The organism is Paenibacillus sp. FSL P4-0338 (assembly GCF_038002365.1).
GTDB lineage: Bacteria > Bacillota > Bacilli > Paenibacillales > Paenibacillaceae > Paenibacillus_AQ.
Genome location: NZ_JBBOCG010000001.1, coordinates 5,103,153 through 5,124,946, shown reverse-complemented (window position 1 = coordinate 5,124,946; position 21,794 = coordinate 5,103,153). Strand labels below are relative to the sequence as shown.

The following is a 21,794-nucleotide window of genomic DNA, read 5'->3' as shown; positions in this document are numbered from 1 at the left end:
TCCACCATCTGGCGCTGGAACTTGCGGCAGCAATGGTCTATCATATAGGCTGAAGTATACAAATTATAGGATGTGCTGCGGAAGATGAATGACATGAGGAGATCCGATGGACAAGCCAATATCTATTCTAGTTGCTGAAGACGACAGTGACATTAGCCGGCTGCTGTGCAGCATTATTACAAAAAGCGGATATTTTCCCCAGCCCGCCTTCTCCGGTACAGAGGCCCTACTCTATCTGGAGCAGCGGCAATGGAGCATGGTTCTGCTTGATCTGATGCTGCCGGGAATGACGGGAGAGGAGCTGCTGAATTGGATTCGCGCGCGGGGGAGTATGCCTGTCCTTATTATCTCGGCGAAGGGAGAGCAGCAGACCAAGGTGTCGGCACTGCGCGGAGGTGCAGATGATTTTATTACGAAGCCTTTTGATATTGAGGAGGTATCGGCACGGATTGACTCCCATTTGCGCCGGTTCATGCAGATTATACCCTCAGCTTCAGCCCGCATCCTCCAGTATAACGGTCTTGTGCTGGATTGCGATTCCAAAGTGGTAACAGCAGAGGGAGTGGAGGTAGCTCTGACTGCCCGGGAGTATGAAATTCTCCAGTTGCTGTTATCGGAACCCAGAAAGGTATTCACTAAGGCCAATCTGTACGAGAGCGTATGGGGGGAGCCCTATTATGGTGACGATAATACGGTTAACGTCCATGTGAGCAATCTGCGGGGCAAGCTGGCGAAGACTGCGCCCGGCAGTGATTATATCGAGACCGTATGGGGTATGGGCTATCGGCTGAAGTCTTAAGATATTCTTAAGGGTTGGCTTTAGCCCTTTTTAAGTTTTGATTTCTATACTTGGTCTATCACATGTGAAGGAGGCCAAGGCAGCAATGAGTGAATATGTGTTGCAAACGAATCAGTTGACCAAAAGATTCAAAGGCAGTGTTGCGCTGGATAAAGTGAATATCTCTATCCGCAAGGGCGCGATCTATGGCTTTATTGGACAGAATGGAGCCGGCAAATCGACACTGATGCGTATTGTCACCGGACTTGCTTTTCCATCGGAAGGAACAATTGAATTATTTGGCACCGGTACGGAACGGGAGCTAACCGAGGCCCGTAAACGGATGGGACTGATTATTGAAGGTCCCTCGTTGTTCCCGCAGATGACGGCCCGTGAGAATCTGGAGGTGAACCGTCTTCTTCGGGGCATTCCCGGCCAGGACTCCATCCGCAGAATGCTGGAACTGGTTGGACTGCAGGACACAGGGCGGAAGAAGGTGAAGAATTTCTCGCTAGGTATGAAGCAGAGGCTGGGCCTTGCCGTTGCCATGCTAAACGACCCGGAATTTCTGATTCTGGATGAGCCCACCAATGGGCTTGACCCGATGAGCGTTATCGAAATGCGCGAATTGCTTAAGCGGCTCAATCATGAACGGGGGTTAACGATTCTGATCTCCAGCCATGTTCTAAGCGAGTTGCATTTGCTCGCCAGCCATTACGGCATTATCCATCAAGGCAAGCTGCTGGAGCAGCTTACCGCGCGGGAATTGAACGATAAATGCCAGCAGTATGTCCATATTAAAGCGGATCATCCGGACAGAGCAGCCATGGTAATTCAGAACGAGCTGGGCACAACCGACTTCGAGGTCATGCCGGATGGAGTCATCAAGCTGTACGGGTACCGGGAACAGCCCGGCAAGGTGTCCACGGCCCTATTCTCCGCAGGTCTTACCATCGAGCAGTTTATGTCCATGGGGGCAGATCTGGAGAGCTATTTCATGAAGCGGATCGGGGGTGCAGGGCATGTATAACCTGATCAGAGCGGAGCTGTTCAAGCTGCGCAGGGACCGGTCGTTCCTAGTGTTGCTGCTCATCATTGCCCTGCTTTCCCTGGCCTATCCCCTGCTCTACTATATCGATAATAAGACCAGCGGCAAGCCGCAGTTCACCGGTGCCGAATTTCTGATTAAATTCCTGGCCAGCAATGGTTATGTTATTAAATTCAGCGTGGCTGCGTTGGCCGGATTCTTCATTGCCAGCGAATATACGACAGGTGTCATGAAGTCGGCCGCTTCGTCGGGCAACGACAGAGGGAAGCTCTACACAGCCAAGCTGATTGGATTCTCAGCGGGAGCTATGGTGATTTCTCTGATATTTCCCCTGCTCAGCTTGGCCGAAGTATCAATGATTTCAGGCTTCGGCCAGTTGCCGGAGGGAGTGGATGCTCTCTTCATCCCCCGGGCCCTCGGATTCACGTTGTTGTACACGGCTGCCTACGCAGCAATCGGGGCTTTATTCACAGCGGTGTTCGCCGAGAGCGGCAAGACCATCAGCTTCCTGATGATCTTCTTCCTGGCTATTAATATGATATTGGGATCCTTGGCGGAGTATATCCCGGTTCTAGCTACGGTGTACGATTACTCGGTCTTCAAGCTGCTGGGTGAAATCGGCAAGACTCATATGGATGGTAGCGATCTGCCGGCTCTCCTGCTGGCACCGCTGCTGACGATAGTTGTATCCGGGCTGCTGGGCGTTCTCGTATTCCGCAAGAAGGAAATTAAGTAAGAGAAGGGGGCGGAGAGTCTTGTTCATCGTAATGCTCATATCGGTTACAGCGGCGGCTCTCCTGCTGGCCCATCTTCTAGTGCTGAGGCGGGAGCTGGTGAGGATGACTAGGCAGCTTCGCCGCTATAACGAACGAGCCACTGGTAAAAAGCTGGAGGTCACGCTATTTGACAAGCACCTCGAAGCGCTAGCAGGCCAGATTAACCTCCAATCCGATCTGATTGTTGAAGCGGAGGCTAACCGCAGGCAGACAGAGAATGAGCTGCGTCAGGCAATTGCCAACATCTCTCATGATATCCGTACGCCGCTAACCTCCATCTTTGGCTATATTCAATTGCTGGAAGTAGAGCCGATAACGCCTGATGAGAAGCGCGAATATCTGAGCGTTGTCAAAAACCGGACAAAGCGGCTTCAGGCCCTGTTGAACGATTTTTTTGAGTTGTCCTTAATCGAATCTGCGGATTATCAGCTTAAAACCGAGCAGATTGTAATGACGGTTCTGCTATCGGACACACTGGTCGGTTTCTACGATTCGTTTAATGAGCGGGGACTGATGCCGGACATCTGGCTCCCCAAGGAACCGGTAGCAGTCTATGCTGACGAATCGGCCGTGCGGAGGGTCGTTGAGAACCTGCTTATCAATACGTTGAAGCACGCTACCGGCCCGGTGTTCATCTGTTTCGAGCAGCGGGAGACGACAGCAGAGCTGCGGATTGTGAACGAAGCGAAGGACCTATCCGACATGGATGTGAGGCTGCTGTTCGACCGCTTCTATACGGTGGACCGTACCCGGTCAGGGCAAGGCTCAGGATTGGGACTGTCCATTGCCAAAAGCCTCATGAACAAGATGAACGGTACTTTGACCGCGGAGCTGCACGGAGATAACTTAAATATGGTCTGTCGCTGGCCGCTGTGGTCACCGGTCTAAGCGCATCCTCATTACCATTGAACCGTACGGGGGAAAGCTAGCCTCGTGACAGCCGGCCTCTCCGTATAGTGACTTTTATGCATACCGGCTCATCATTTCAAGCAGGTACTTACGGAATTCTTCACGGTAATCCTTCGGCTCCATAATCTCCAGATGGGTGCCGAAGCCGGCCAGGAATTGATATCCGATCGGGTGCTGCGGAATATAGAACGTAGCCAGCAGTTGTTCCGCGTTATAGGCTTCGATGCTCTTGCGGCCGTACCGTTCAATGAATTGATCCTTGATGCCCGGCGAGATCAGTGCCTTCACTTCGGTTAACTGCGGCGGAACTTCAGCCTCCCGTGCCTGATTCAGCATTTCGGCTCTGGGGCTGAAGGTCTGTTCCTTCCGCTTCAGCTGCTCCATCCGGGAGAGCTTGAACATCCGCGCCCCCATCCGCTCCAGACAGAAGCCCTTCAGATACCAGCTTGATTCACTGAAATGAAGCTGATAAGGCTCCACGGTCCGTTTTGTGGGAGTACCTGTTCTATCAGTATAGTCAAAAGAGAGCAGCCAGCCCCCGGCGATGGCCTCCTGACAGAGCTTCATGGCTCCGGCAAGCTCCGCGCGTCCCTCCCAATCATAAAAGGACAGCTGAACCGACCCCTTAGAAATGAGCGGGCTAACCATTGCTTCTATTTTCCGAATCGTCATAGCTACATCCTCACTGATCAGAATTTGCCCCAGCCCGCCGAGTGCAGCCAGTATATTCTCCAGGTCGGAGCTGCTTAGCAGCCGCTTGTCCATCTTGTATTCTTCCATAATGCCGTAGCCGCCCTGCACGCCGGGTGTGGCGTATATCGGAATGTGCGCCAGGCTGAGCGTCTCCATATCGCGGAGAATCGTCCGTTTGGACACGCCGAATAATTGTGCGAATTCAGTGCTGGGCACAATGTCTTTTTTGAGCAGAATCATGATGATGGTAATCAACCGCTCCACCTTGTCCATCCGGTTCCCTCTTTCTTGAGTGAAGTGTGAAACGGTGACATATAGCCGTCACCTATCGTGTATTATACTACATTTATCTTATGAGGGAGGTTATGCTCTATGTCAGCTATTGCTTATATTAATTTCGATGGTGTTGCCGGGCAAGCGATTGAATTCTATGCGGAGGCCTTGCAGGCTACAACCGTGAAAAAGGTCCAATTCGGAGATATTCCCCAGGACCCGAACTACCCCCTGCCGGCCAATGAGTTAGCGATGATTATGGAGTCCTCTATAGCATTCGAGGGAGGGACAATTATGATGTCCGATCTGTTGCCCTCTATGCAGCAGGTCACAGGCGAACTGGTGAAGGGGAACAACATCATGATCAGCCTGGTCACTCAGGACAAGGAGAAGCTCGAAGAGTACTATAATCAGCTGTCCCAGGGGGGGACGGTTATCATGCCGCTCTCCAGCACTCCATGGTCTTCGTGCTTCGGGATGATCGTGGATCAGTTCGGCATAGGGTGGAAGTTCAACAGTGATGCCGTGCAATTCCTTGATCATGTGCTGGCCAGCCGGGGCAACCTCTGAAATATTTTGGCAGAATGCGGGAGAGCGGAAGGATTTATCCATCGTGTATTGAAAGATAGGAGTACCTGATATCGGCGTATATCGGTTAGGCGAATAGGAGTGGTGAATTTACGGCTTCGGTGCTTCAGTCCTCGATTATCCTGCTTGCGTCCGGCAGCTATGGTGGTTGTGTTGCTGGTGGCCATCCGTTCAGGAATCACTCATGAAAAGAGGAAGTTGAGCTGATGTCAAACCTTCGTCTGGGCAGTACCCGTTTATCTGGAGCGGATGGTGTTCGTGCAATCGCTTGCTTATCTGTTATTCTGCATCACTTGTCGCAAAAGCTGATCATGCCCGCACAAAAACCCTGGCTCCAGGATCTGCAATCCGTGCTGCTTCTGGGGAACAGCGGGGTCAGCTTGTTTTTTCTGCTAAGCGGCTTCCTGCTGTCGTTCCCCTTCTGGAGTGCGTATCTGAATAATGGTCCGTATCCGAGCCTGCGGACGTACACCCTGCGCCGTGCCGCTAGAATTATGCCCGGTTTCTATGTGTCACTGCTGGTGTGTCTGCTCCTGACCTGGAGGCTGGACATTCCTATGGAGTTCCTGGGGCGGCGGATTGCAGCGGCCTTCACCTTCACATCGGGCTTTCACTACACCACGTTCTTCCCCTCCGACTTGAACGGGCCGCTCTGGTCGATCAGCTTCGAGGTATTCTGCTACCTGCTGATGCCACTCTTCATGGCGGTGTTATTCATGCTTGGCAAGCGGCATTCCTTCGGTAAGGCGATCCTGTTCTGGGTCGCCGTATTTGGGTTGGTGCTTGCTGCCAATGCCCTCATTCATCATTGGTTTACTCCAAGCGAGCAGGGCCGGGGCTGGGACTATGGCCAGGTAGGCGGCGCGAAATTCTGGATGCCGCGATACAATCCAGTCGGCTTCTTCGGCCACTTCACCATTGGGATTCTGGCGGCGGGGATAACGAACGCCTTGCTGCAGCGCCGCTCCAGAGTGGAACGGCTCAGCAAGCTCGGCGTGTTCGATGCCGCCGCAGTACTTGCTCTGTGTCTTGCCGGTCTCCTGATCTGGCGGATGCGCCATGCAGGCGAATTCGACTTCAGTCTCCAGCAGCAGCCGTATATGTTCCCGGTCTATGCTATATTGTTCGGCATCGTGCTGTTCTCGGCACCCTTCAGCCGGTACGCCGGGCGTGTGCTGGATAACCGCTTTTTCCGGTATACGGCCAAAGTGTCCTTCGGCCTCTACATATGGCACTATCTGTTCATTACCTTAATCGAGAAGTACGGCATTCAGGATTTCCATTATTCCGGGGTCAGGGATGTGTGGCGCTGGCTGGGCATCAGCCTCACCGTTGTTGCCATCTCGTATCTGGCCGCGACGCTCTCCTTTTATGTTATCGAGCAGCCGTTCATTAACTGGTCTAAGGGCAAGCCGTTCTTCCGGCGTAAGCCGAAGGAGATGCCTGCGGAGGCGGCAGCCTAATCTTCACCCGACCGTTGACTTTGTGAAATCTCCATGATACATTGTGTATACACGGAATACACAATTTGTTGAGGGGGTTAGTTATGCTGGCTTTGGATGTTAGACACTTGAATAAGAAATATTCGAATTTTCAGCTCAAAGACGTATCTTTTCAACTGGAGCAGGGATATATTATGGGCTTCATCGGCGTGAACGGCGCCGGCAAAACAACGACGATCAAATCCATTCTAAATATGATTCAGATGGACAGCGGCGAGATTCACATTCTGGGCAAGAATATCGCGGAGCATGAGATGGAACTGAAGCAGGACATCGGCTGTGCCTTCGGCGATATTAACTTCTACACCCGCAGCCGGATCAAGACGCTGACGGGCATCACGAAGAAGTTCTATAAGAACTGGAATGATGACACGTATTACAAGTATCTGGAGCGGTTCAAGCTGGATGAGAACAAAAAAATCGCGGAGCTGTCCACCGGGATGAAGGTGAAGTACAGCCTGACTCTGGCCCTGTCGCATGGCGCCAAGCTGCTGATTCTGGATGAGCCGACCAGCGGACTCGATCCGGTCTCCAGAGACGATCTGCTGGATCTTTTCCAGGAGCTTATCATGGGCGGCGAGATCAGCATCCTTTTCTCCACTCATATTACCTCTGACCTCGAACGCTGTGCCGACTACATCACCTTTATTGAACAAGGGCAGATTGTGGCAAGTAGCGAGAAGAACGAGTTCAAGGAATCCTACCGGTTACTTAACGGCAGCGAGTCCCGGCTTAACGAAGTGAAGGGGAAGCTGATCTCCTACAAAATCAACTCCTTCGGCTTCACCGGATTGATCCATACCCGGGATCTCGATCCCGCCTGGACGTTTAGCACGGCTATCCCGACTCTCGATGACATCATGATCTACTTTGCCAAAAAGGAGGGTGTCTATGTATAATCTGGTGCTGAAGGATTTGAAGTTAGGCGTCAATCCCTGGTTCTTCGTCTTGCCCTTCCTGATGGGCTGCCTTATGCTGATTCCCGGCTGGCTCTATTTCCTGGTCCCGCTGTACTTCTGCTTCATCACGGTACCGAATATTTTCGGCGGCTTCAAAAGCCAGAATGATCTGATGTTCAGCACCGTATTGCCTGTGACCAAAAGCGATATTGTGAAGTCCAGAGTCACTGTACTTGTCATTCTGGAGCTGATGCATCTGCTGGTCGCCATGATTGCCAGTATATTTACCTTTCAGCTATACCCGAAGATGCAATATTTCTTCTTTGCGCCGCATATGGGCTTTTGGGGAATGTGTTTCCTGATGATGGCTCTTTTCAACCTCATCTTCATTCCGATATACTATAAGACAGCCTATAAGTATGGTCTAGCAACCACAGCATCGACCGTTGCAGCCGTCCTGTTCGCCACCTTGGTCCAGTGGGCAGGTATCCAGAATGATTGGCTGCATAGCCTGTTCTACGGCTCCGGGCTGGACCGGACAGGGCTGCAGCTCTCCATTCTGGCCGGCGGCGTCCTGATCTTCATTGCTTGTAACCTGCTGGCCTACCGGATGGCGGTAAGACGATTCCTGAAAGTGGAGATTCTATGAATGTAACAATATCCAGCACCTCCGAGAAGCCGATCTATCAGCAGCTGTATGAACAGATCAGCGCCCAGATTCTCCAAGGGGAGCTGGAGAGCGGCTACTGCCTGCCGCCGATCCGCCAGGCCGCGCTGGAGCTTGGTGTCAGTGTCATCACGGTGAAGAAGGCGTGGGAGGAGCTGGAACGGAGCGGGCTGATTAACACGGTAACCGGCAAAGGCTGCTTTGTCGCCGAATTCACGCCGGAGGAGATGCTGTGCATTCGTAATGAAATGGTCCTGAAGCAGATGGAGAGCGACATTCAGTATTACAGGTCATTCGGCCTTACCCTGGAGGAAGTGGCCGCACTGCTGGGCAAGATCTACTAAAGCGCGGAGAGATTAAACGTAGAAACAGGCTTTTCACAATCCCTAGGGGGAGGGTGAAAAGCCTGTTTGTATGTCTGCTAGGTTCGTCCGCCTACGGGACGGTCAGTCTATTTTCCCTTAAATTTCTCCGGGAACTGCTTCACAATGCCTTCGGTCAGCAGGTCGGCAAAATGAATCATGTGGACCTCGTTTTTATCGGTGGCAGCAATAGAAGCGGCGTAGTCTCCTTTGAGGATTTCAAGCACGATGTCCGTGACGAGCTGCAGATGCTCGTACAGCATGTCCTGCACCTGCTTCACGGACCAGTTCGGGTTCAGCCCGCTCAGGAACTGGGCAATCTCATCGGCGTTCCGGTGCCAATCCGCCTGCAGCTTCTGCACCTCCGCCGCATTACCTTTCTGGGCGGCAGCGACGATCTGCCCGGCAATCTGAATATGCTCCTTGAGCAGTCCGGCCAGCTTGTTGCCGTTCGCCTCCCCGTAATAAGGCCCCAAGACATTACCGATGTCCTCCTGGTTCCTTAGCAGCCGCGCTAACACTTCCTTCTGGTCCGGGTTATTGTAGAGGGCGCTGACAATATAGTTGTGCGTCCAAATGGTGTGGTCAATCCACACCTGCTGCATATCGCTTCTCAGCTGCACCTTCTGCGGGCTCCAGCAGGCCGCCTCCTTTTTGCCGCCGCCTGCCTGGGCCTGCACCATTCCTCCGGCTTGCGTCAGATTGAATACGAGCCCCAGAGTAAACACCATTAGCCATAGCTTTTTCAAGATCAACTGCTCCTTTGGGTGGGATGAGAGAATCTGTATTATTATGGCTAATCGGGATGGTTATATGCGGATCTATTCCAGGCTGCATCACTCCTCAAATTTAACATGATCCATTACCGTGTTCCCCCACTCAGGGAGCAAGCGGGCCTCTCCCGCAAAGCGGCTTCCGGCGATCGAGCCGTTTTGAAACAGCGCCCCCTCAAAGCTGCATTCCTCGAACCGGCAATACAACAATAAGGCACTGCGGAAGTTGGCGTCATCAAAGCGGCAGCGGGTGAAAGACACATCATTTGCGATCACTTTGCTTAAGTTGCAGCCTGTGAAATCACAATCATGGAACGCCTTGCTTATTCTGGCACCATTCAGCTTCGCTCCCCGGAAGGAACAGTGGCCAAAGGTATGGGTCACGAATCTGTTGTCGAGTCTTACCCCATCCAGACGACAATGAGTGAGCGTTGAGGTGTTGGGGCTTGCCGAATCCTCGAAGCGTGAATAAGAGAAATCAATATCCTGTAGAGTGAGGTACTGTATGCTCTCGGTCAGGGTAACTCCCCGGTAATCCTTGAGTCCTGTTTCCGTCTGTCCATAAGGGGAGGTGGGAAAGGAGCGGTCTTTTTGATGGAGATTATGTTTACCTGAAATAGCCGCTAGACGGCGGTTCACTTCAGAGAGCTGGTCGTCCTGCCATCTGGCTAAGAGGAATTTCTTATTCAAGGTGGCTCCTCCTTGCATTAATTTGGTAAAATAAATGAAATCTAGTTTATATGTTAGTATGCCAAGTAATTATAGACAAGCCATTAAAGGAGGCCATCCACCCGTGGGAAGATCGTTTGCAAATCTGCATATCAAGTCAGGTGACCTGAAAAAGACCCTTCAAGCCTTACAGGAGCTGACCGGCAAGCATGGCAAAGTACTGGGTTATCCTGAGACGCCGGAGCGTAAGGCCGTTATCTATGTAAGCCAAAGTAATGAGGGCTGGATCAGCGTGCTTCACGATTATTTCGTATGGGGTACGGTGAAAAAGGCTGGCAGAACCTTGTCCGCGCTGCTGGAGGAGCCGGTGATGACGGTGGCATACATGAATGAGGAGATCTTCGAGCTGTCGTTCTTTGAGCAGGGGGAGATCCAGGCCGAACGAATCTTCTGTGAGCCTTGGACCCGGGAAGAATATGAACAGCTGCGGGAAGAGCGCATAGCTGACGAATATATCCAGCGGGTGCTCGGGATGCAAGCGGAGCAGGAGAACTTCGGCGCATTCATCAGCCTTACGAACCCGGAGCAAGCGGTGGAGCGGCTGTCCGAAATTACTGGAATGTCACTATGGAGCGATGCGGATTGGCTGCCGTATGAAGAGACGCTCAGAGCACGCTTTGTTACGTATGAATGGTAGAAGAAGATGCTAAAAAACAGCGGGTTCTACAAGCTGCGCTTCTTCATCACCCCCGAGGAGCTTAAGAGAGTCGTAGAGCTTCTGGAGCCTACGCAGGTGCGGTACTATTTAACCAATAATACCCATACAGAGCATGATCAGAATCAGGTAGTGGAGGCGTATCGCGCCTTCTATCAATATTATATAGCTGCTGAAAAAGCGAGCGGGGTGCGCCCTTTCTTCATCTATTCGATGTCGGTTCTGCCGGACACGGAGAGCTTTGGTTTTTTTGCGAGAAATGAGGGTGTTTCTATTCCCTATCACGGGCAATGGGCAGAGAACGAGCTGCCCTGCATTATGATCTCCTGCCCTAAGGGGCACTGCGTCAATGCTCAGGATGAGCAAGGGGAGTATTATCTCTATGAGGATGTCCGGGAGCACAAGCCGCTGAGCTATGCCCTCTACAAGGGAATTACCGGCTCTATTCAAAAAATGACCAAGCCTCTCCGCTTCTACGCGCAAGACCCGAAGGCGATGGAGGAACAGAAGCCCTCTGTACGCATAAGCCGTGCGGCGGCTGAAGATTTAAGCAACTCCTGGATGGTCAGACAATATGGGCTCGTGATCAATGGCCCACCAGGGTCTAGCTGATGTACCGGGTTATCCATGAAAGGGAGGGGAACAGATGGCGCTGAAGTTGATCTGTACCTGGGGCGTGCTCGCTCTATCATGCTGTGCGGTATGGTGGAGCTTCAAGACCGAAAAGCTGATCACCGTCTCCTGGCTGATGTTCCTGCTCCCTGCGATTCTCCAGCTTGTTGCTGCTGTGCGGATCGGGCCGGGCAAAGCCAAGTTATTTCTTGTATTCGGCTGTATTAATCTGCTGTTCGCAGCCCTGACCGGTGCGGCTGTCTGGTATCTGGTCCAACTGGCAGATGCCTATAGAAGGGGAAAATAAATCAAGGGTGTCTTAAGCGGGGGGAGGGTGCTGATATGCAGCTGGGTTTTACGCTGGATACCCATGGAACATGTGTGGGTGTACTTAGAGATGAATTGATGCCGTTAGAGGAACTGGCGAATACATGGGAGTTTCCCTATGGTATCTTTGTGGTGTTCCGGGTGTTGCCTGATAGCTACGGGCGGAGAACGTTCAGACGCTTTGACAGCGGGGATCATACCCTCTATCTGGATCTCAGCCTAAGCTACGAGTTGTACCAGCGTATGTCCAAGAATGAGCAGCGCGAGGCCTTGGGCATTCACCTGTACAGCTATCTGGCAGAGTCTGTATCTAAATATACCAAGCATGCCGGTAAAACTGCCCAAGCGGAGCTGCTGGAACAGGTGAAAAGCTGGATGCTGGCCAATAACTGGCTGGAAGGGAAAATCCATCAGGCACGCCTCCTCCTCTCCCGGGAGATGGGACTCCATGAGGTTAGCCGGACGTTGAAGCTGCCGCTGGAAGAGGCCGAGTATATTCTGCTGCGCATGAATGATGATGCGCCCGTTGCTGTTCATCCTGACAATCTATAATCATCCCTTAGCAGGGAAAGGGGAGTACATCTATGTATGAGCGTCTGACCGAGAAATTGAGTAAGCCTTCCGCGATAAGGTGGTTTCCGGGCCATGGGGCCGAGGAGAGCTGGATTACCGAAGCCGAGGCGGAATTAGGCTTCAAGCTGCCGCCGTCCTACCGCTGGTGGCTGACCCGTTATGGGGGTGGGAGCCTGGGGGACGGGCAAATTCTGACGCTGGTTGCTCCTGAGGATAGGGAGTATACCGACTGGGATCTGCTGTATATCCACAGGCTGAACCTGGTGGAGGATTGGTGGGTCAGCCGGTTCCCGCACCGGCTGGATCTGTTTGTGCCGGACAGTGATGAGCTGTATTACTTCGATACTTCTGCTCCTGATGAACAGGGAGAATTCCCGGTCATGCGTTATGACCTGATGAATGATCTGATTGAGGAATACGCCCCCACGTTCGCCGGATTTCTGGAACAGCTGATCGACGAGAGGAAATAGCCATGAATGCGGGACTGGAAATACAGCGGCTGGCGGCGGAGATCGTGGAGGCGGCGCGGAGGTCGTTCCGCGAGCTTTTTGCTAATGGGGAGCATTATTATTACTGTACGCTATATACAACGGGCGAGGGACATGCGCCAAGCCTCTCCGCTTGGTCACGGGAAGCGCTGGAGCAGGAAGCGGCAAGACAGGCAGAAGGTGGCAGCATACCAGCAGCAGAAATCGCCGAGCTGATCAAATGGTCTTACGCCGATTCGCCTTATTGCTGCTTCGGGGATGAGCATTTCGATGAGGTCAAGCGGTTATTCCAGGCGCGCCCTTCTATTGCCGAGCTTGAGGGTGATGCATGGAACCATGAATTCGGGCTGCGGCTGGAGGCCATTGAGCTGGCGATGAGGATGCTGGATGCTGAGGGGCTGTTCGTTCTCAATCAGCCGCGTGAGGACGTATGCGTGCTTGCCGAGGTGATGCCGCCGGATGAGGGGAATACGGACATTGCTCTGCGGCTGAACCGGGCGGATACTCCGGCGATGCAGGCTTGGCTGGCGGAAGCCGCAGAGTAAGGTTATTGATGAATAACTCATGCAGGAAACCGGGGGAATGACGAATGTATATCGTATCTGAAACCAAAGGGTTGTCAGAGCATCTCAGGCACCTGCTTGAAGCGGAGAACGCAGAATTGTATCCGCCAGCCTATACCAAGTTCTTGCAGCAGTACGGCGAAGGGACGTATCGGGGCTGGATGAATGTGCAGGCTCCTGACCCGGAGGTGCTGCGGCCTTTTGCCGAATATGGGTTATGGGAGCATGATGAAGACAGTCCTATAACGGAGCAGCAGATCGGCGAGTGTACGGCTATAGGAACCACCGTGGACGGTGATTTCCTGGCAGTCCATCCCGGGGTGAGCGGGCTGCTGTGGCTGCCCCGTCATGCAGAGCAGATTCAAGCGATCCCGCTGTCTGCCGGGGAAGGGGAAGAGGCTGTTGGCTATGCCCTGATTCTGGATGGCATCTACCGCCGGATCTATGGGCGGAGCCAGGAGGAGAGCGTCTATTATGAGCCGTGGACGGGAACCCGCGAGCATGTCTTCCTGCGGATGCCGCCGGGAGCGGGCCAGCTGGCGCTCACGGAGCTGGCTGACCTCTACCGGGCGGACCATCCGCCGGATCTCTTCATTGAGAATCCTTATGTCTGCTACCTGTTCTATCGGGAGCTGGGGGGCTATATCCGCCTGAATCTGGCGGGTGGGCAGGAGGTAGCCGTCTTCTATGAGCAGGCTGCCGGGCAGGTATCTGCCAAGCTGAAAGAGTGGCTTCTGTCGAAGGGATGCGAGTCGTATGCATAGGAGTGAAGAATAAGGAGGAGTGCGGATGATTGTCCTGAAGGACATAGGGAAATTCGAGGTGCTGCCGGAGCGGGCGATGCAGATCTATCAGGGGGATGTTCCGGCTTTGCAGGCTGCCATCAAGGCGGGCTGGGATATCGAAGCAGAGCTGGAGCTTAGCAAGCGTACCACAGTCAGCCCGCTCGACCTGGCGATTATCACGCAGCAGACCGGGGTGGTGAAGCTGCTGGTGGAGCATGGCGCGAAGCTGAATGTCCGCGAGAATCCGGCCTTCCTGCGGGCGGTCCGTTATGGCAAGGAGGAGCTCGTCCGCTACCTTGCTGCACAGGACGCGAAGCTTGACCTGCTCAGCAGGACAGGATCGGGCGCTTATTCACAGGCGTACTACGGCAACAAGAAGAATATCCCGCTGATCCATGAGCTGGGTCTGGACATCCGGCAACATGCCGGTGCCGTGCTGCGGCAGGCCGCCTCGAACCATGATCTGAAGACGCTTACCTATCTGCTGGATATGGGAGTGGATATCAACTACCACAAGCCGGATATGGTCTATCCTTACGGGGCGACACCGCTGACGGTGGCTGCCCGGATGGGGAATCTGAACATGGTCCGCTTCCTGGTTGAGCGAGGCGCAGACATTATGATGACGGAGAAGGACGGCGAGCGGCCGTATACGATTGCGGTCAGCAGCAAGCATACCGCCATGGCGGAATACCTGAAATCGCTGGAACCGCCGGATGTCCATAATGTAGCGAACAAGAAAGCGGAGCTGGCCAAATATAAACTGCCGGGTGAACTGGTCCAATTCCTTACCGGGGATGAGCTGCGCCTGACGCTTGCCCCCAATGAGTATGAGATTGGGTACATCGACTTCTTCAGCTTCACCGATACTGTTCAGATGAAGGCCGGTCGGCGCAAGCTGCTGCGCCTGTCTGCCGATATTGACAATTATTCCGGTCTGGTGCTGGTCTGGAATCCGCAGAAGAAGGGGCAGCTCGGCTGTTATGATCTGGAGCATCAGACGTATGCAGATCTGTGCAGCTTCCCGGAATTTGTTGTGCAGCCTGAACACTACCTCATACAGTTCATGGAGGGAGAGCTGGACGGGTCATGAAGGAGAGACTGTCTGAATTGAATCATCATCATGAGACCTATGAGACTCCAGAGACCAATGCGACCCCCGAGACCCTGAACGGGCTGGAGGACATGCGCTCCGAGCTAACCGGGTATTGTTACCGGATGATGGGTTCCATCTTCGAGGCGGAGGATGCCGTCCAGGATACTATGATCCGGGCCTGGAAGCACCAGGAGCAGATGAGGCAGCAGGCCTCTCGCAGGTCCTGGATGTACCGGATTGCTACCAATGTCTGTCTCGACCGGCTGAGGAGCGCCAAGCGGCGGGCACTGCCGATGGATCTCTCGGAACCGGCCGCTGTGGTTGCAGAGCCTAGGGAGATTCTGCCGCAGCATTCCTGGATCTGGCCCGCTCCGGGCCATGTGGATGACCCTGGTAATATCCTGGTCAGCAGAGAGACCCTGCGGCTGTCCTTCATTGCACTGCTTCAGCTGCTGCCGCCCCGCCAGCGTGCCGTGCTGATTCTGCAGGAGGTCTTCCGGTGGTCGGCAGCCGAGACCGCCGGGGCACTGGAGATGACCGTGGCCGCAGTGAACAGTGCGATGCAGCGGGCGAGGGCAACCATAGCCAAGGCACAGCTCCGGTCCGAGGCCTTGCAGGCAGACGATGACGAGGTGGACGAAGGACTGATTACCCGCTATGTGGAGGCGTTTGAACAATACAATATAGCTGCGTTGTTAGCCTTATTCCAGGAGAACGGCAGCCTGTCGATGCCGCCATTTACGATGTGGGTGCAAGGCAGCGCGGATCTTGCGGCCTTCTACCAGATCACACGCAGTCACTGTGTGGGCTCGCGGTTGATGCCGGTCCGGGTGAACGGGAACCGGCCCGCCGTTGCCCAGTATGTTCCCTCTGGAGAAGACGGTTTACTGGTCCCGTGGGCAATTCATGTGCTTGAGCTGAGCGGGGGGAAGATCGCGCATGTTCATCATTTTATAGATACTGAATTATTTATTCGCTTCGGATTGCCGGAGCACCGATGATTCTTCCGCGGCTAGAACGTCTATACTAATGAATCACACAGGCAATTCCAATCCGAACTCAAGGAGGAACACACAATGACAGTCAAACTTACTCCCTACATCACTCTGGAGGGGCGCACGCAGGAGGCTATTCAGTTCTATGCACAGACTATGGGTGCTGAAGTTCTCTCCATCCTGACGTACGGTGATATGCCGGACCTCCCGGACACGTTCCCGGATGAGGTACGAAGCCTGGTGGCCCATGCCAAGGTACAGGTGGGCGGCACGGAGCTGATGTTCTCGGATACTCCTGGCGGTACGCCGGTTGAGAGCGGCAAGCGGGTAACCATCTGCATTACAACGGATAGTGTGGAGGAGTCGCGGAGAATTTTTGATGCGCTGCAGGAGGGCGGTCAAGTCAATATGCCGTTTCGGGAGGAGCCGTTCAGCCCCGGCTTCGGCGATCTGACAGACAAGTACGGGGTGACGTTCCAGATTTATACGGAGCTTGGGTAGAGCGGGCAAATAGTAGCGGAGAGGATCAATCATGATAGGCTGCACGCGATGAGCGTGCAGCCTATTTTGCTTTATGGGGAGTGAGTCTGTGTTTACACTTTCCGCACAATCGCCAGTGCATGCAAACTATATCCGAGCAGACTCTTATCCTCACAGGTCCGCAGATGAAACTGAAGCCAGTGTTCGAAATCTTCTGGCTGCGCCCCATTAATATGGTTAGCTAGAAGATAGCCGATCCCGTCTGTTCCAAGATGGGCAACGATCTCTGTATGATAGGCTGCGGCCATGTGTTCCATTTCCTGAGGTGACATATGTAGGAATAGACCATCCTTCGTCTGGTTGGTATGCCAGGTAAGTACATCTTCCATGTTGCTGAGTCTATCACTTATGCTCAATACCGAAACGGCGGCATTGTTAATATAGGAGACCGCGAGTAACCCGCCCGGCTTCAGTACGCGCAGGCATTCGGTCATGGCAAGCTGCCGGTCTTCATTGCCGATATGATAAAAGGCTCCCATGTTCAAAACAACATCAAAGGTTTCGCTGTCAAAACGTGATAAATCCGTGATGCTTCCTGTATACATATCAGCCAATACCGGGCGTATGCGCTGCTTCTCTCTGATGATGTCTACATTATGAGGAACAATATCTCCGGCAACTACCTTATGCCCCATTTCTGCAAGCTGAAAGGAGTAATTCCCCGTTCCTGCACAGCCGTCAAGAATGTAGGTTTCCGGCTTAAACAGCTTTTTGAAGTAAGACATCGTTGTGATCCATTCGATCTGATGCCCGTTATCCCTGAACAGCCTTCCCTCCTCATCATAGGAATCATAGTAATCGATTATTGGATCCATCGTATTGCCCTCCTTGTAGTATGGCCGGGCTCATCTTGAAATGCTGCCCTCCCCTTACCTTAGCGGATCAGGGGAAGGCAGGCTATGATCAGGATTACTTGAAGATCCGCTGCGAGAACTGATACAGTCCGCTGCTCCAGACCTTGCCCTCATGTCCGCCTACATCCAGATACCACAGATGCGGAACGTTCATGCTGGTCAGGCTGTTATGGAAATTCTGGCTGACATAGAGCAGGCCGTCCGAGGCGCCGCAGGAGATCCAGAGCAGCTTCAGCTGGCTGGCCGTCTGCGCCGGATTGGTGATCAGCTGTGAGGCCGACTTCGTATTCGGAGCAGAAGAGAACGCGCCGATCCAGGAGAACTTGTCCAGATGCTTCAGGCCAAAGTTCAGGGTCTGTCCGCCGCCCATGGATAATCCGGCCAGGGCACGGTTTTGCTTGTTTTTGTATACCGGGAAGTGAGAGTCAACGTAAGGAATGAGGTCATTGATCAGATCGAATTCAAACCGTTCGAAGGCAGCTACCTTGTCGGCAGCATAAATATCGCCGATTGGGCGGTCATCCGCCATAGCGCGGCCGTTCGGGAACACGACAATCATCGGCTCCAGCTTATTCTGGGAGTACAGGTTGTCCAGAATGTTCCGCGGATTCATCCCGTTCAGCCATTCGTTCTGATCCCCGCCGATGCCGTGCAGCAGGTAGAGAACATTGTAGGTCTTGGAAGGGGTATAGCCTGGAGGGGTGTATACCATCGCGTTTCTTGACTTGCCTACGGTAGTCGAATAATAAGAAATCTGCTGTACGTTGCCGTGCGGAATATTATTGCGGTATCCGTCATAGCCTTGCGGAGCGGGAGTGATGGTGCTGGTTACAGCCGCAGCGGCATCCGCAGAGAGGCTCAAATCCTGCTCCTCTGTCACAGGTGATGCAAAAGACATTGCAGGCAACAGCAGTACTGTCGCCAGAGCCAGACTTGCAATTCGGGTCATTATTTTCTTCATTTCATATCTCCTCCTTGATTCGATTGGTGAAGCCTAATTGCCTTCCCTCTACAGAAACGGAGCCGCCTCCTCCTCTCCCGACATATTATGTAAGCGCATCCACATCGAGGATACCATATATAGGATATTATGTAAATTGTTTTCGGAGATTTTTCAAAGAATGAAATTCAGTAGTGCATCTTAATGTTGTCATACCGGGAGCAGCAGGGTAATAGATAGGAATAGAAGCTTCCAAATATCTGGATTTGAGGCGGGGGCCAAGGACTGGAGGGATGGATCATGCTAGGACAGAGTGTATCAGGAATCAGTCCGGTACAGGTCATCATGGCCTACGGCGGCACACAGAGCGATGTCAGTTCCCTGGAGAAGCAGCGGAACCGGCTGATGATGGAGCTGGACCGGGTGAACGCGGCGCAGGGCGGGCAGGCGACATCCTACCGCCGGGAGCAGCTCCAGCGGCAGATCCGTCTCCTTGAGGTTCAGCTCGCGCACAAAGCCGGAAGCAGCGCGGTCACGGATGTGAGTGCCGCCGCCCAGAATGTTCAGGCTCCGCCCTGGCGGATGGAGTGGAAGGGCGGCCTTAAGGGTATCGGCCAGACCGATCCCCGGACGGCGACGGTGGATGCGGAGGGCCATTTCGACGCTTTAATCTAAGGTTGGAATCAGGATGCGATTAGCGTAACGGTGATGAACCGGGCGCTAATCGCATTTTTGGTGAGAGGGATGCAACGGATGCTAAGCATTCTCTACTATATACATAAGAGGACGTAAAAGGAGAATAGCAGATGGAAGATGAGGGGATAGTCCAGCTATACTTACAGCGCTCACAGCAGGCCATCACGGAGACCCGGAACAAATATGGTGCTTACTGCCGGGCGATCGCCAGGAATATTGTCGCAAGCCCCTCCGATATGGAAGAGTGTGAGAACGACACCTATCTAGCCGCGTGGAACGCTATTCCGCCTAATCTGCCCCGCAGACTGAAGGTATTTCTGGGGCGGATCACCCGCAATATCGCGCTCGACAAGCATGGTTATAATACGGCCAAGAAGCGGAGCCGCCAGCTTGAGGTGATTCTGGAGGAGCTGGAGGACTGCCTGCCCGCAGCAGAGACGGTGGAGACCGAGGTTGCCGCCGGTGAAACCGCGCGGTTAATCAACGAATTCCTGTACGGGCTGGAGGAAGAGGCGCGGCAGCTTTTTGTCAGACGGTATTGGTATGCGGATTCGATAGAAGCCATCGCCGACAGGTTCGGTATGAGCAGCAGTAAGGTGAAGTCGAGCCTATTCAGGACCCGGAACAAGCTTAGAGTTCATTTAGACCAGGGAGGCGTTCACCTATGAAACGGGAGGACTTGTATAAGGAGATTGGGCAGATTGACGAGGAGCTGATTGCGGCAGCTGAACACAGCGGAGTAAGGGGCAGGGGCAGGAGCCACAGGTTCTCCAAAAGATGGATCGCCGTAGTCGCCTGTCTGGTCGTGTACAGCTCAACTTCTACCGTGCTGCTCGCCACAGAATACACCAGAAATAAAACGGAGGAGCCTTATATCCGTTATCTGACAGCGGAGGATATGGAGCTGGCCCCCCGTGCGCAGTATGAGGCCGGCAAATTCCTGAAGGCGTTAGCCAGCGGCAACGATGATAAGGTATATATTGCGGTGAACCGGCTGGTGGAGAGCTTCAACGATCCCAAGGCGCGGGAGCTGGCGCTGCAGAAGCTGCGGCCCTTCTTGACCAGTGATTCCGCGAAGATCGCGGAGTCGGCTGCTTTTGCCACGGATATCCTGTCGAAAAGCTACCAGAGTCCGTATCTCCACAAAATGGCCGACGGGAGCATCATATTCACCTTATTCAACAATTACTCGGATTACGGCACCCAGAATGTGCTGTGGCGCATACAAGATGATGTGCTGGAACCGTATTTCAGCTTCGCGTCCCCCTCCATGTATATTAAAGAAATGATCGCGTCCCCGGACCGGAAGCTCCTGGCAGTGGTCACCAGCTCTAACAAGAGTGAATTCGTGCAAATCCTGAATGTGGAGAAGGGGACGATCAGTCCGGAGCTGGTAGAGTCGGCGAGAATCAGACATGGTGCGCAGCGCAAGCTGGATACTTGGACGCGCAGTGATCACGAGAATTACAGCTATGCGGACCATCTGGTGTGGACCCATAGTGATACGTTAGCGTTCGAGGGTTCTCTGGCCTACGACGACACAGCGGTTATCGAGAATGTTAGTGTGACGTACCGGTTCAGGGATAAGATCATGGAGATTACAGACCTGAAGTAAAATATGCGGTGCCCTGCAAAAGCTGCGAATGGATAATACATCCGTCCGCGGCTTTTTTGCGGAGAGAATTTAAGAAAGTTTTAATCTTTACCCGACTTGTTCTTAAATAGTTGGGCCTATTCTTGAATACAAGGAGGGAGCAACTTGAAGAATTGGGCCCGTAAGGATTCATCGGTGGCTTGGTTATTTCTGGCACCCAGTCTCATCGGGTTTGCCTTGTTTTATCTGATTCCGTTTGGCATGGGTGTGTTCTATTCCTTCATGGACCGTGCGGTGGACGGGCAGTATGTGGGCCTGCATCAGTACCGGGAGCTGATCGCGGGCGACTCCTTCCGCAAGGCGGCTTTCAATACCTTCTACTTCAGCCTGGTGAGTGTTCCGCTGCTGATCGTGCTGTCGCTGGGCCTCGCGCTGCTGCTCCATAAGAAGCTGTATTTTCAGAAATGGCTAAGGACTGCTTACGTTCTCCCGCTGGTTGTTCCTGTCGCTTCCATCATCCTGGTCTGGCAGATCCTGTTCGACTGGAACGGGGCGCTGAATGCGTGGCTGAGCGGCTTCGGCCTGGCACGGGTGGACTGGATGAAGACGGAGGCCGCGCGGAATGTAATTATGATGATGTATGTGTGGAAAAACATCGGGTACAACGTGATCCTGTTCCTGGCCGGACTGCAGCAGATCCCGAAGGATTATTATGAAACCGCCCAGATTGAAGGGGCCGGCCGTTTCAGGCAGTTCCGGAGCATTACGCTGGTCTACTTAACCTCTACGATGTTTTTTGTCGTCATGATGTCGATCATTAACTCTTTCAAGGTATTCCGGGAGACGTATCTGCTGGCCGGGCCGTATCCGCATGACAGTATCTATATGCTGCAGCATTTTATGAACAATATGTTCCTGTCCCTGGACCTCCCGAAGATGACAGCGGCATCTACTCTGATGGTCGGCGGCATTCTGATCCTTGTTCTCGGGCTGTTCGCCATGGAACGCCGGTATCGTCGAAATATGGAATAGAGGTGGAGAGATTGTGCCAGTGGATAAAGTCTTACCCAAGCTAATAT

Annotated in this window: 28 protein-coding genes; 23 read left to right on the top strand and 5 right to left on the bottom strand. The window is 53.3% G+C overall.

Going from position 1 to position 21,794, the window contains the following annotated elements; translation table 11 throughout:
* Positions 1 to 106 precede the first annotated feature (106 nt).
* The 4 genes from MKZ07_RS22560 to MKZ07_RS22545 all read left to right on the top strand — a co-directional run bounded on the left by MKZ07_RS22560 (position 107) and on the right by MKZ07_RS22545 (position 3,490).
* Positions 107 to 799, top strand: coding sequence for a response regulator transcription factor (locus MKZ07_RS22560; protein WP_036691563.1), 693 nt, complete (start codon positions 107 to 109; stop codon positions 797 to 799).
* Positions 800 to 884: 85 nt separating this feature from the next.
* On the top strand, positions 885 to 1,808 hold the full coding sequence (locus MKZ07_RS22555) for an ATP-binding cassette domain-containing protein (protein WP_076156294.1): 924 nt from the start codon (positions 885 to 887) through the stop codon (positions 1,806 to 1,808).
* Positions 1,801 to 2,562 (top strand): ABC transporter permease, encoded by a 762-nt coding sequence (locus MKZ07_RS22550; protein ID WP_341027599.1) that lies wholly within the window; start codon positions 1,801 to 1,803, stop codon positions 2,560 to 2,562. The genes MKZ07_RS22555 and MKZ07_RS22550 overlap by 8 nt, the downstream gene beginning before the upstream one ends.
* 19 nt (positions 2,563 to 2,581) lie before the next feature.
* Entirely contained in the window at positions 2,582 to 3,490 is a 909-nt protein-coding gene (locus MKZ07_RS22545; protein ID WP_341027597.1) for a sensor histidine kinase, read from the top strand.
* Positions 3,491 to 3,565: 75 nt separating this feature from the next.
* Here MKZ07_RS22545 and MKZ07_RS22540 read toward each other — a convergent pair whose 3' ends face one another.
* A complete protein-coding gene (locus MKZ07_RS22540) occupies positions 3,566 to 4,477 on the bottom strand; it encodes a helix-turn-helix transcriptional regulator (RefSeq protein WP_076156296.1) in 912 nt (303 codons plus the stop codon).
* Between the two features lie 99 nt (positions 4,478 to 4,576).
* On the opposite strand from MKZ07_RS22540, the gene MKZ07_RS22535 reads away from it, so the two are divergent.
* From MKZ07_RS22535 to MKZ07_RS22515, 5 genes are all read left to right on the top strand, one after another.
* Positions 4,577 to 5,047, top strand: a complete 471-nt coding sequence (locus MKZ07_RS22535; protein ID WP_341027595.1) for a VOC family protein — start codon at positions 4,577 to 4,579, stop codon at positions 5,045 to 5,047.
* Between the two features lie 224 nt (positions 5,048 to 5,271).
* On the top strand, positions 5,272 to 6,528 hold the full coding sequence (locus MKZ07_RS22530) for an acyltransferase family protein (protein WP_036691574.1): 1,257 nt from the start codon (positions 5,272 to 5,274) through the stop codon (positions 6,526 to 6,528).
* 83 nt (positions 6,529 to 6,611) lie between these two features.
* Positions 6,612 to 7,466: an ABC transporter ATP-binding protein gene (locus MKZ07_RS22525; protein ID WP_036691576.1), complete on the top strand. Its 855-nt coding sequence runs from the start codon at positions 6,612 to 6,614 to the stop codon at positions 7,464 to 7,466.
* Positions 7,459 to 8,115 (top strand): ABC-2 transporter permease, encoded by a 657-nt coding sequence (locus MKZ07_RS22520; protein WP_036691579.1) that lies wholly within the window; start codon positions 7,459 to 7,461, stop codon positions 8,113 to 8,115. The genes MKZ07_RS22525 and MKZ07_RS22520 overlap by 8 nt, the downstream gene beginning before the upstream one ends.
* Positions 8,112 to 8,477, top strand: a complete 366-nt coding sequence (locus MKZ07_RS22515; protein WP_036691581.1) for a GntR family transcriptional regulator — start codon at positions 8,112 to 8,114, stop codon at positions 8,475 to 8,477. The genes MKZ07_RS22520 and MKZ07_RS22515 overlap by 4 nt, the downstream gene beginning before the upstream one ends.
* Positions 8,478 to 8,584: 107 nt before the next feature.
* Here MKZ07_RS22515 and MKZ07_RS22510 read toward each other — a convergent pair whose 3' ends face one another.
* Together MKZ07_RS22510 and MKZ07_RS22505 are read right to left on the bottom strand one after the other, a co-directional pair.
* A complete protein-coding gene (locus tag MKZ07_RS22510; protein ID WP_372238064.1) occupies positions 8,585 to 9,244 on the bottom strand; it encodes a glycosyltransferase in 660 nt (219 codons plus the stop codon).
* An 87-nt stretch (positions 9,245 to 9,331) separates the two neighbouring features.
* Positions 9,332 to 9,958: a pentapeptide repeat-containing protein gene (locus tag MKZ07_RS22505; RefSeq protein ID WP_341027592.1), complete on the bottom strand. Its 627-nt coding sequence runs from the start codon at positions 9,956 to 9,958 to the stop codon at positions 9,332 to 9,334.
* A 103-nt stretch (positions 9,959 to 10,061) separates the two neighbouring features.
* On the opposite strand from MKZ07_RS22505, the gene MKZ07_RS22500 reads away from it, so the two are divergent.
* The 10 genes from MKZ07_RS22500 to MKZ07_RS22455 all read left to right on the top strand — a co-directional run bounded on the left by MKZ07_RS22500 (position 10,062) and on the right by MKZ07_RS22455 (position 16,592).
* Entirely contained in the window at positions 10,062 to 10,634 is a 573-nt protein-coding gene (locus tag MKZ07_RS22500) for a hypothetical protein (protein ID WP_036691588.1), read from the top strand.
* Positions 10,635 to 10,640: 6 nt separating this feature from the next.
* On the top strand, positions 10,641 to 11,264 hold the full coding sequence (locus tag MKZ07_RS22495; RefSeq protein ID WP_036691590.1) for a hypothetical protein: 624 nt from the start codon (positions 10,641 to 10,643) through the stop codon (positions 11,262 to 11,264).
* A 34-nt stretch (positions 11,265 to 11,298) separates the two neighbouring features.
* Positions 11,299 to 11,571, top strand: coding sequence for a hypothetical protein (locus tag MKZ07_RS22490; RefSeq protein WP_036691592.1), 273 nt, complete (start codon positions 11,299 to 11,301; stop codon positions 11,569 to 11,571).
* Positions 11,572 to 11,606: 35 nt separating this feature from the next.
* Positions 11,607 to 12,143, top strand: a complete 537-nt coding sequence (locus tag MKZ07_RS22485; RefSeq protein WP_036691595.1) for a hypothetical protein — start codon at positions 11,607 to 11,609, stop codon at positions 12,141 to 12,143.
* Positions 12,144 to 12,175: 32 nt separating this feature from the next.
* On the top strand, positions 12,176 to 12,634 hold the full coding sequence (locus MKZ07_RS22480; protein WP_036691598.1) for an SMI1/KNR4 family protein: 459 nt from the start codon (positions 12,176 to 12,178) through the stop codon (positions 12,632 to 12,634).
* 2 nt (positions 12,635 to 12,636) lie between these two features.
* On the top strand, positions 12,637 to 13,197 hold the full coding sequence (locus tag MKZ07_RS22475) for a DUF4303 domain-containing protein (RefSeq protein WP_036691601.1): 561 nt from the start codon (positions 12,637 to 12,639) through the stop codon (positions 13,195 to 13,197).
* A gap of 44 nt (positions 13,198 to 13,241) precedes the next feature.
* Entirely contained in the window at positions 13,242 to 13,979 is a 738-nt protein-coding gene (locus MKZ07_RS22470) for a hypothetical protein (RefSeq protein ID WP_036691603.1), read from the top strand.
* A 25-nt stretch (positions 13,980 to 14,004) separates the two neighbouring features.
* Positions 14,005 to 15,093 carry an ankyrin repeat domain-containing protein gene (locus MKZ07_RS22465; RefSeq protein ID WP_036691605.1) on the top strand — a complete coding sequence of 363 codons (1,089 nt, stop codon included), beginning with the start codon at positions 14,005 to 14,007 and terminating at the stop codon, positions 15,091 to 15,093.
* On the top strand, positions 15,090 to 16,097 hold the full coding sequence (locus MKZ07_RS22460) for a sigma-70 family RNA polymerase sigma factor (RefSeq protein WP_076156317.1): 1,008 nt from the start codon (positions 15,090 to 15,092) through the stop codon (positions 16,095 to 16,097). The genes MKZ07_RS22465 and MKZ07_RS22460 overlap by 4 nt, the downstream gene beginning before the upstream one ends.
* A 75-nt stretch (positions 16,098 to 16,172) precedes the next feature.
* On the top strand, positions 16,173 to 16,592 hold the full coding sequence (locus tag MKZ07_RS22455; RefSeq protein WP_036691608.1) for a VOC family protein: 420 nt from the start codon (positions 16,173 to 16,175) through the stop codon (positions 16,590 to 16,592).
* 92 nt (positions 16,593 to 16,684) lie between these two features.
* On the opposite strand, the gene MKZ07_RS22450 is transcribed toward MKZ07_RS22455, so the two are convergent.
* Together MKZ07_RS22450 and MKZ07_RS22445 are read right to left on the bottom strand one after the other, a co-directional pair.
* A complete protein-coding gene (locus MKZ07_RS22450; RefSeq protein WP_036691611.1) occupies positions 16,685 to 17,446 on the bottom strand; it encodes a class I SAM-dependent methyltransferase in 762 nt (253 codons plus the stop codon).
* Between the two features lie 94 nt (positions 17,447 to 17,540).
* The gene (locus MKZ07_RS22445) at positions 17,541 to 18,446 is read right to left on the bottom strand and encodes an alpha/beta hydrolase (RefSeq protein ID WP_036691613.1); all 906 of its coding nucleotides are present in this window, start codon (positions 18,444 to 18,446) and stop codon (positions 17,541 to 17,543) included.
* Positions 18,447 to 18,725: 279 nt separating this feature from the next.
* On the opposite strand from MKZ07_RS22445, the gene MKZ07_RS22440 reads away from it, so the two are divergent.
* The 4 genes from MKZ07_RS22440 (at position 18,726) to MKZ07_RS22425 (ending at position 21,747) form a co-directional block, all read left to right on the top strand.
* Complete coding sequence (locus MKZ07_RS22440) at positions 18,726 to 19,100, top strand: hypothetical protein (protein ID WP_036691616.1); 375 nt, start codon at positions 18,726 to 18,728, stop codon at positions 19,098 to 19,100.
* A 131-nt stretch (positions 19,101 to 19,231) separates the two neighbouring features.
* Positions 19,232 to 19,789 (top strand): RNA polymerase sigma factor, encoded by a 558-nt coding sequence (locus tag MKZ07_RS22435; RefSeq protein ID WP_036691618.1) that lies wholly within the window; start codon positions 19,232 to 19,234, stop codon positions 19,787 to 19,789.
* A complete protein-coding gene (locus tag MKZ07_RS22430) occupies positions 19,786 to 20,736 on the top strand; it encodes a hypothetical protein (RefSeq protein WP_341027580.1) in 951 nt (316 codons plus the stop codon). Before MKZ07_RS22435 ends, MKZ07_RS22430 begins: the two co-directional genes overlap by 4 nt.
* Positions 20,737 to 20,880: 144 nt before the next feature.
* Positions 20,881 to 21,747, top strand: a complete 867-nt coding sequence (locus MKZ07_RS22425) for a carbohydrate ABC transporter permease (RefSeq protein ID WP_036691623.1) — start codon at positions 20,881 to 20,883, stop codon at positions 21,745 to 21,747.
* The last annotated feature ends 47 nt before the right edge of the window (positions 21,748 to 21,794 follow it).

Coding starts and splice junctions, on each gene's coding strand:
- MKZ07_RS22560 (WP_036691563.1), top strand. CDS start 107: ATGGACAAGCCAATATCTATTCTAGTTGCTGAAGACGACAGTGACATT.
- MKZ07_RS22555 (WP_076156294.1), top strand. CDS start 885: ATGAGTGAATATGTGTTGCAAACGAATCAGTTGACCAAAAGATTCAAA.
- MKZ07_RS22550 (WP_341027599.1), top strand. CDS start 1,801: ATGTATAACCTGATCAGAGCGGAGCTGTTCAAGCTGCGCAGGGACCGG.
- MKZ07_RS22540 (WP_076156296.1), bottom strand. CDS start 4,477: ATGGACAAGGTGGAGCGGTTGATTACCATCATCATGATTCTGCTCAAA.
- MKZ07_RS22535 (WP_341027595.1), top strand. CDS start 4,577: ATGTCAGCTATTGCTTATATTAATTTCGATGGTGTTGCCGGGCAAGCG.
- MKZ07_RS22530 (WP_036691574.1), top strand. CDS start 5,272: ATGTCAAACCTTCGTCTGGGCAGTACCCGTTTATCTGGAGCGGATGGT.
- MKZ07_RS22525 (WP_036691576.1), top strand. CDS start 6,612: ATGCTGGCTTTGGATGTTAGACACTTGAATAAGAAATATTCGAATTTT.
- MKZ07_RS22520 (WP_036691579.1), top strand. CDS start 7,459: ATGTATAATCTGGTGCTGAAGGATTTGAAGTTAGGCGTCAATCCCTGG.
- MKZ07_RS22515 (WP_036691581.1), top strand. CDS start 8,112: ATGAATGTAACAATATCCAGCACCTCCGAGAAGCCGATCTATCAGCAG.
- MKZ07_RS22495 (WP_036691590.1), top strand. CDS start 10,641: ATGCTAAAAAACAGCGGGTTCTACAAGCTGCGCTTCTTCATCACCCCC.
- MKZ07_RS22490 (WP_036691592.1), top strand. CDS start 11,299: ATGGCGCTGAAGTTGATCTGTACCTGGGGCGTGCTCGCTCTATCATGC.
- MKZ07_RS22485 (WP_036691595.1), top strand. CDS start 11,607: ATGCAGCTGGGTTTTACGCTGGATACCCATGGAACATGTGTGGGTGTA.
- MKZ07_RS22480 (WP_036691598.1), top strand. CDS start 12,176: ATGTATGAGCGTCTGACCGAGAAATTGAGTAAGCCTTCCGCGATAAGG.
- MKZ07_RS22475 (WP_036691601.1), top strand. CDS start 12,637: ATGAATGCGGGACTGGAAATACAGCGGCTGGCGGCGGAGATCGTGGAG.
- MKZ07_RS22470 (WP_036691603.1), top strand. CDS start 13,242: ATGTATATCGTATCTGAAACCAAAGGGTTGTCAGAGCATCTCAGGCAC.
- MKZ07_RS22465 (WP_036691605.1), top strand. CDS start 14,005: ATGATTGTCCTGAAGGACATAGGGAAATTCGAGGTGCTGCCGGAGCGG.
- MKZ07_RS22460 (WP_076156317.1), top strand. CDS start 15,090: ATGAAGGAGAGACTGTCTGAATTGAATCATCATCATGAGACCTATGAG.
- MKZ07_RS22455 (WP_036691608.1), top strand. CDS start 16,173: ATGACAGTCAAACTTACTCCCTACATCACTCTGGAGGGGCGCACGCAG.
- MKZ07_RS22450 (WP_036691611.1), bottom strand. CDS start 17,446: ATGGATCCAATAATCGATTACTATGATTCCTATGATGAGGAGGGAAGG.
- MKZ07_RS22445 (WP_036691613.1), bottom strand. CDS start 18,446: ATGAAGAAAATAATGACCCGAATTGCAAGTCTGGCTCTGGCGACAGTA.
- MKZ07_RS22440 (WP_036691616.1), top strand. CDS start 18,726: ATGCTAGGACAGAGTGTATCAGGAATCAGTCCGGTACAGGTCATCATG.
- MKZ07_RS22435 (WP_036691618.1), top strand. CDS start 19,232: ATGGAAGATGAGGGGATAGTCCAGCTATACTTACAGCGCTCACAGCAG.
- MKZ07_RS22430 (WP_341027580.1), top strand. CDS start 19,786: ATGAAACGGGAGGACTTGTATAAGGAGATTGGGCAGATTGACGAGGAG.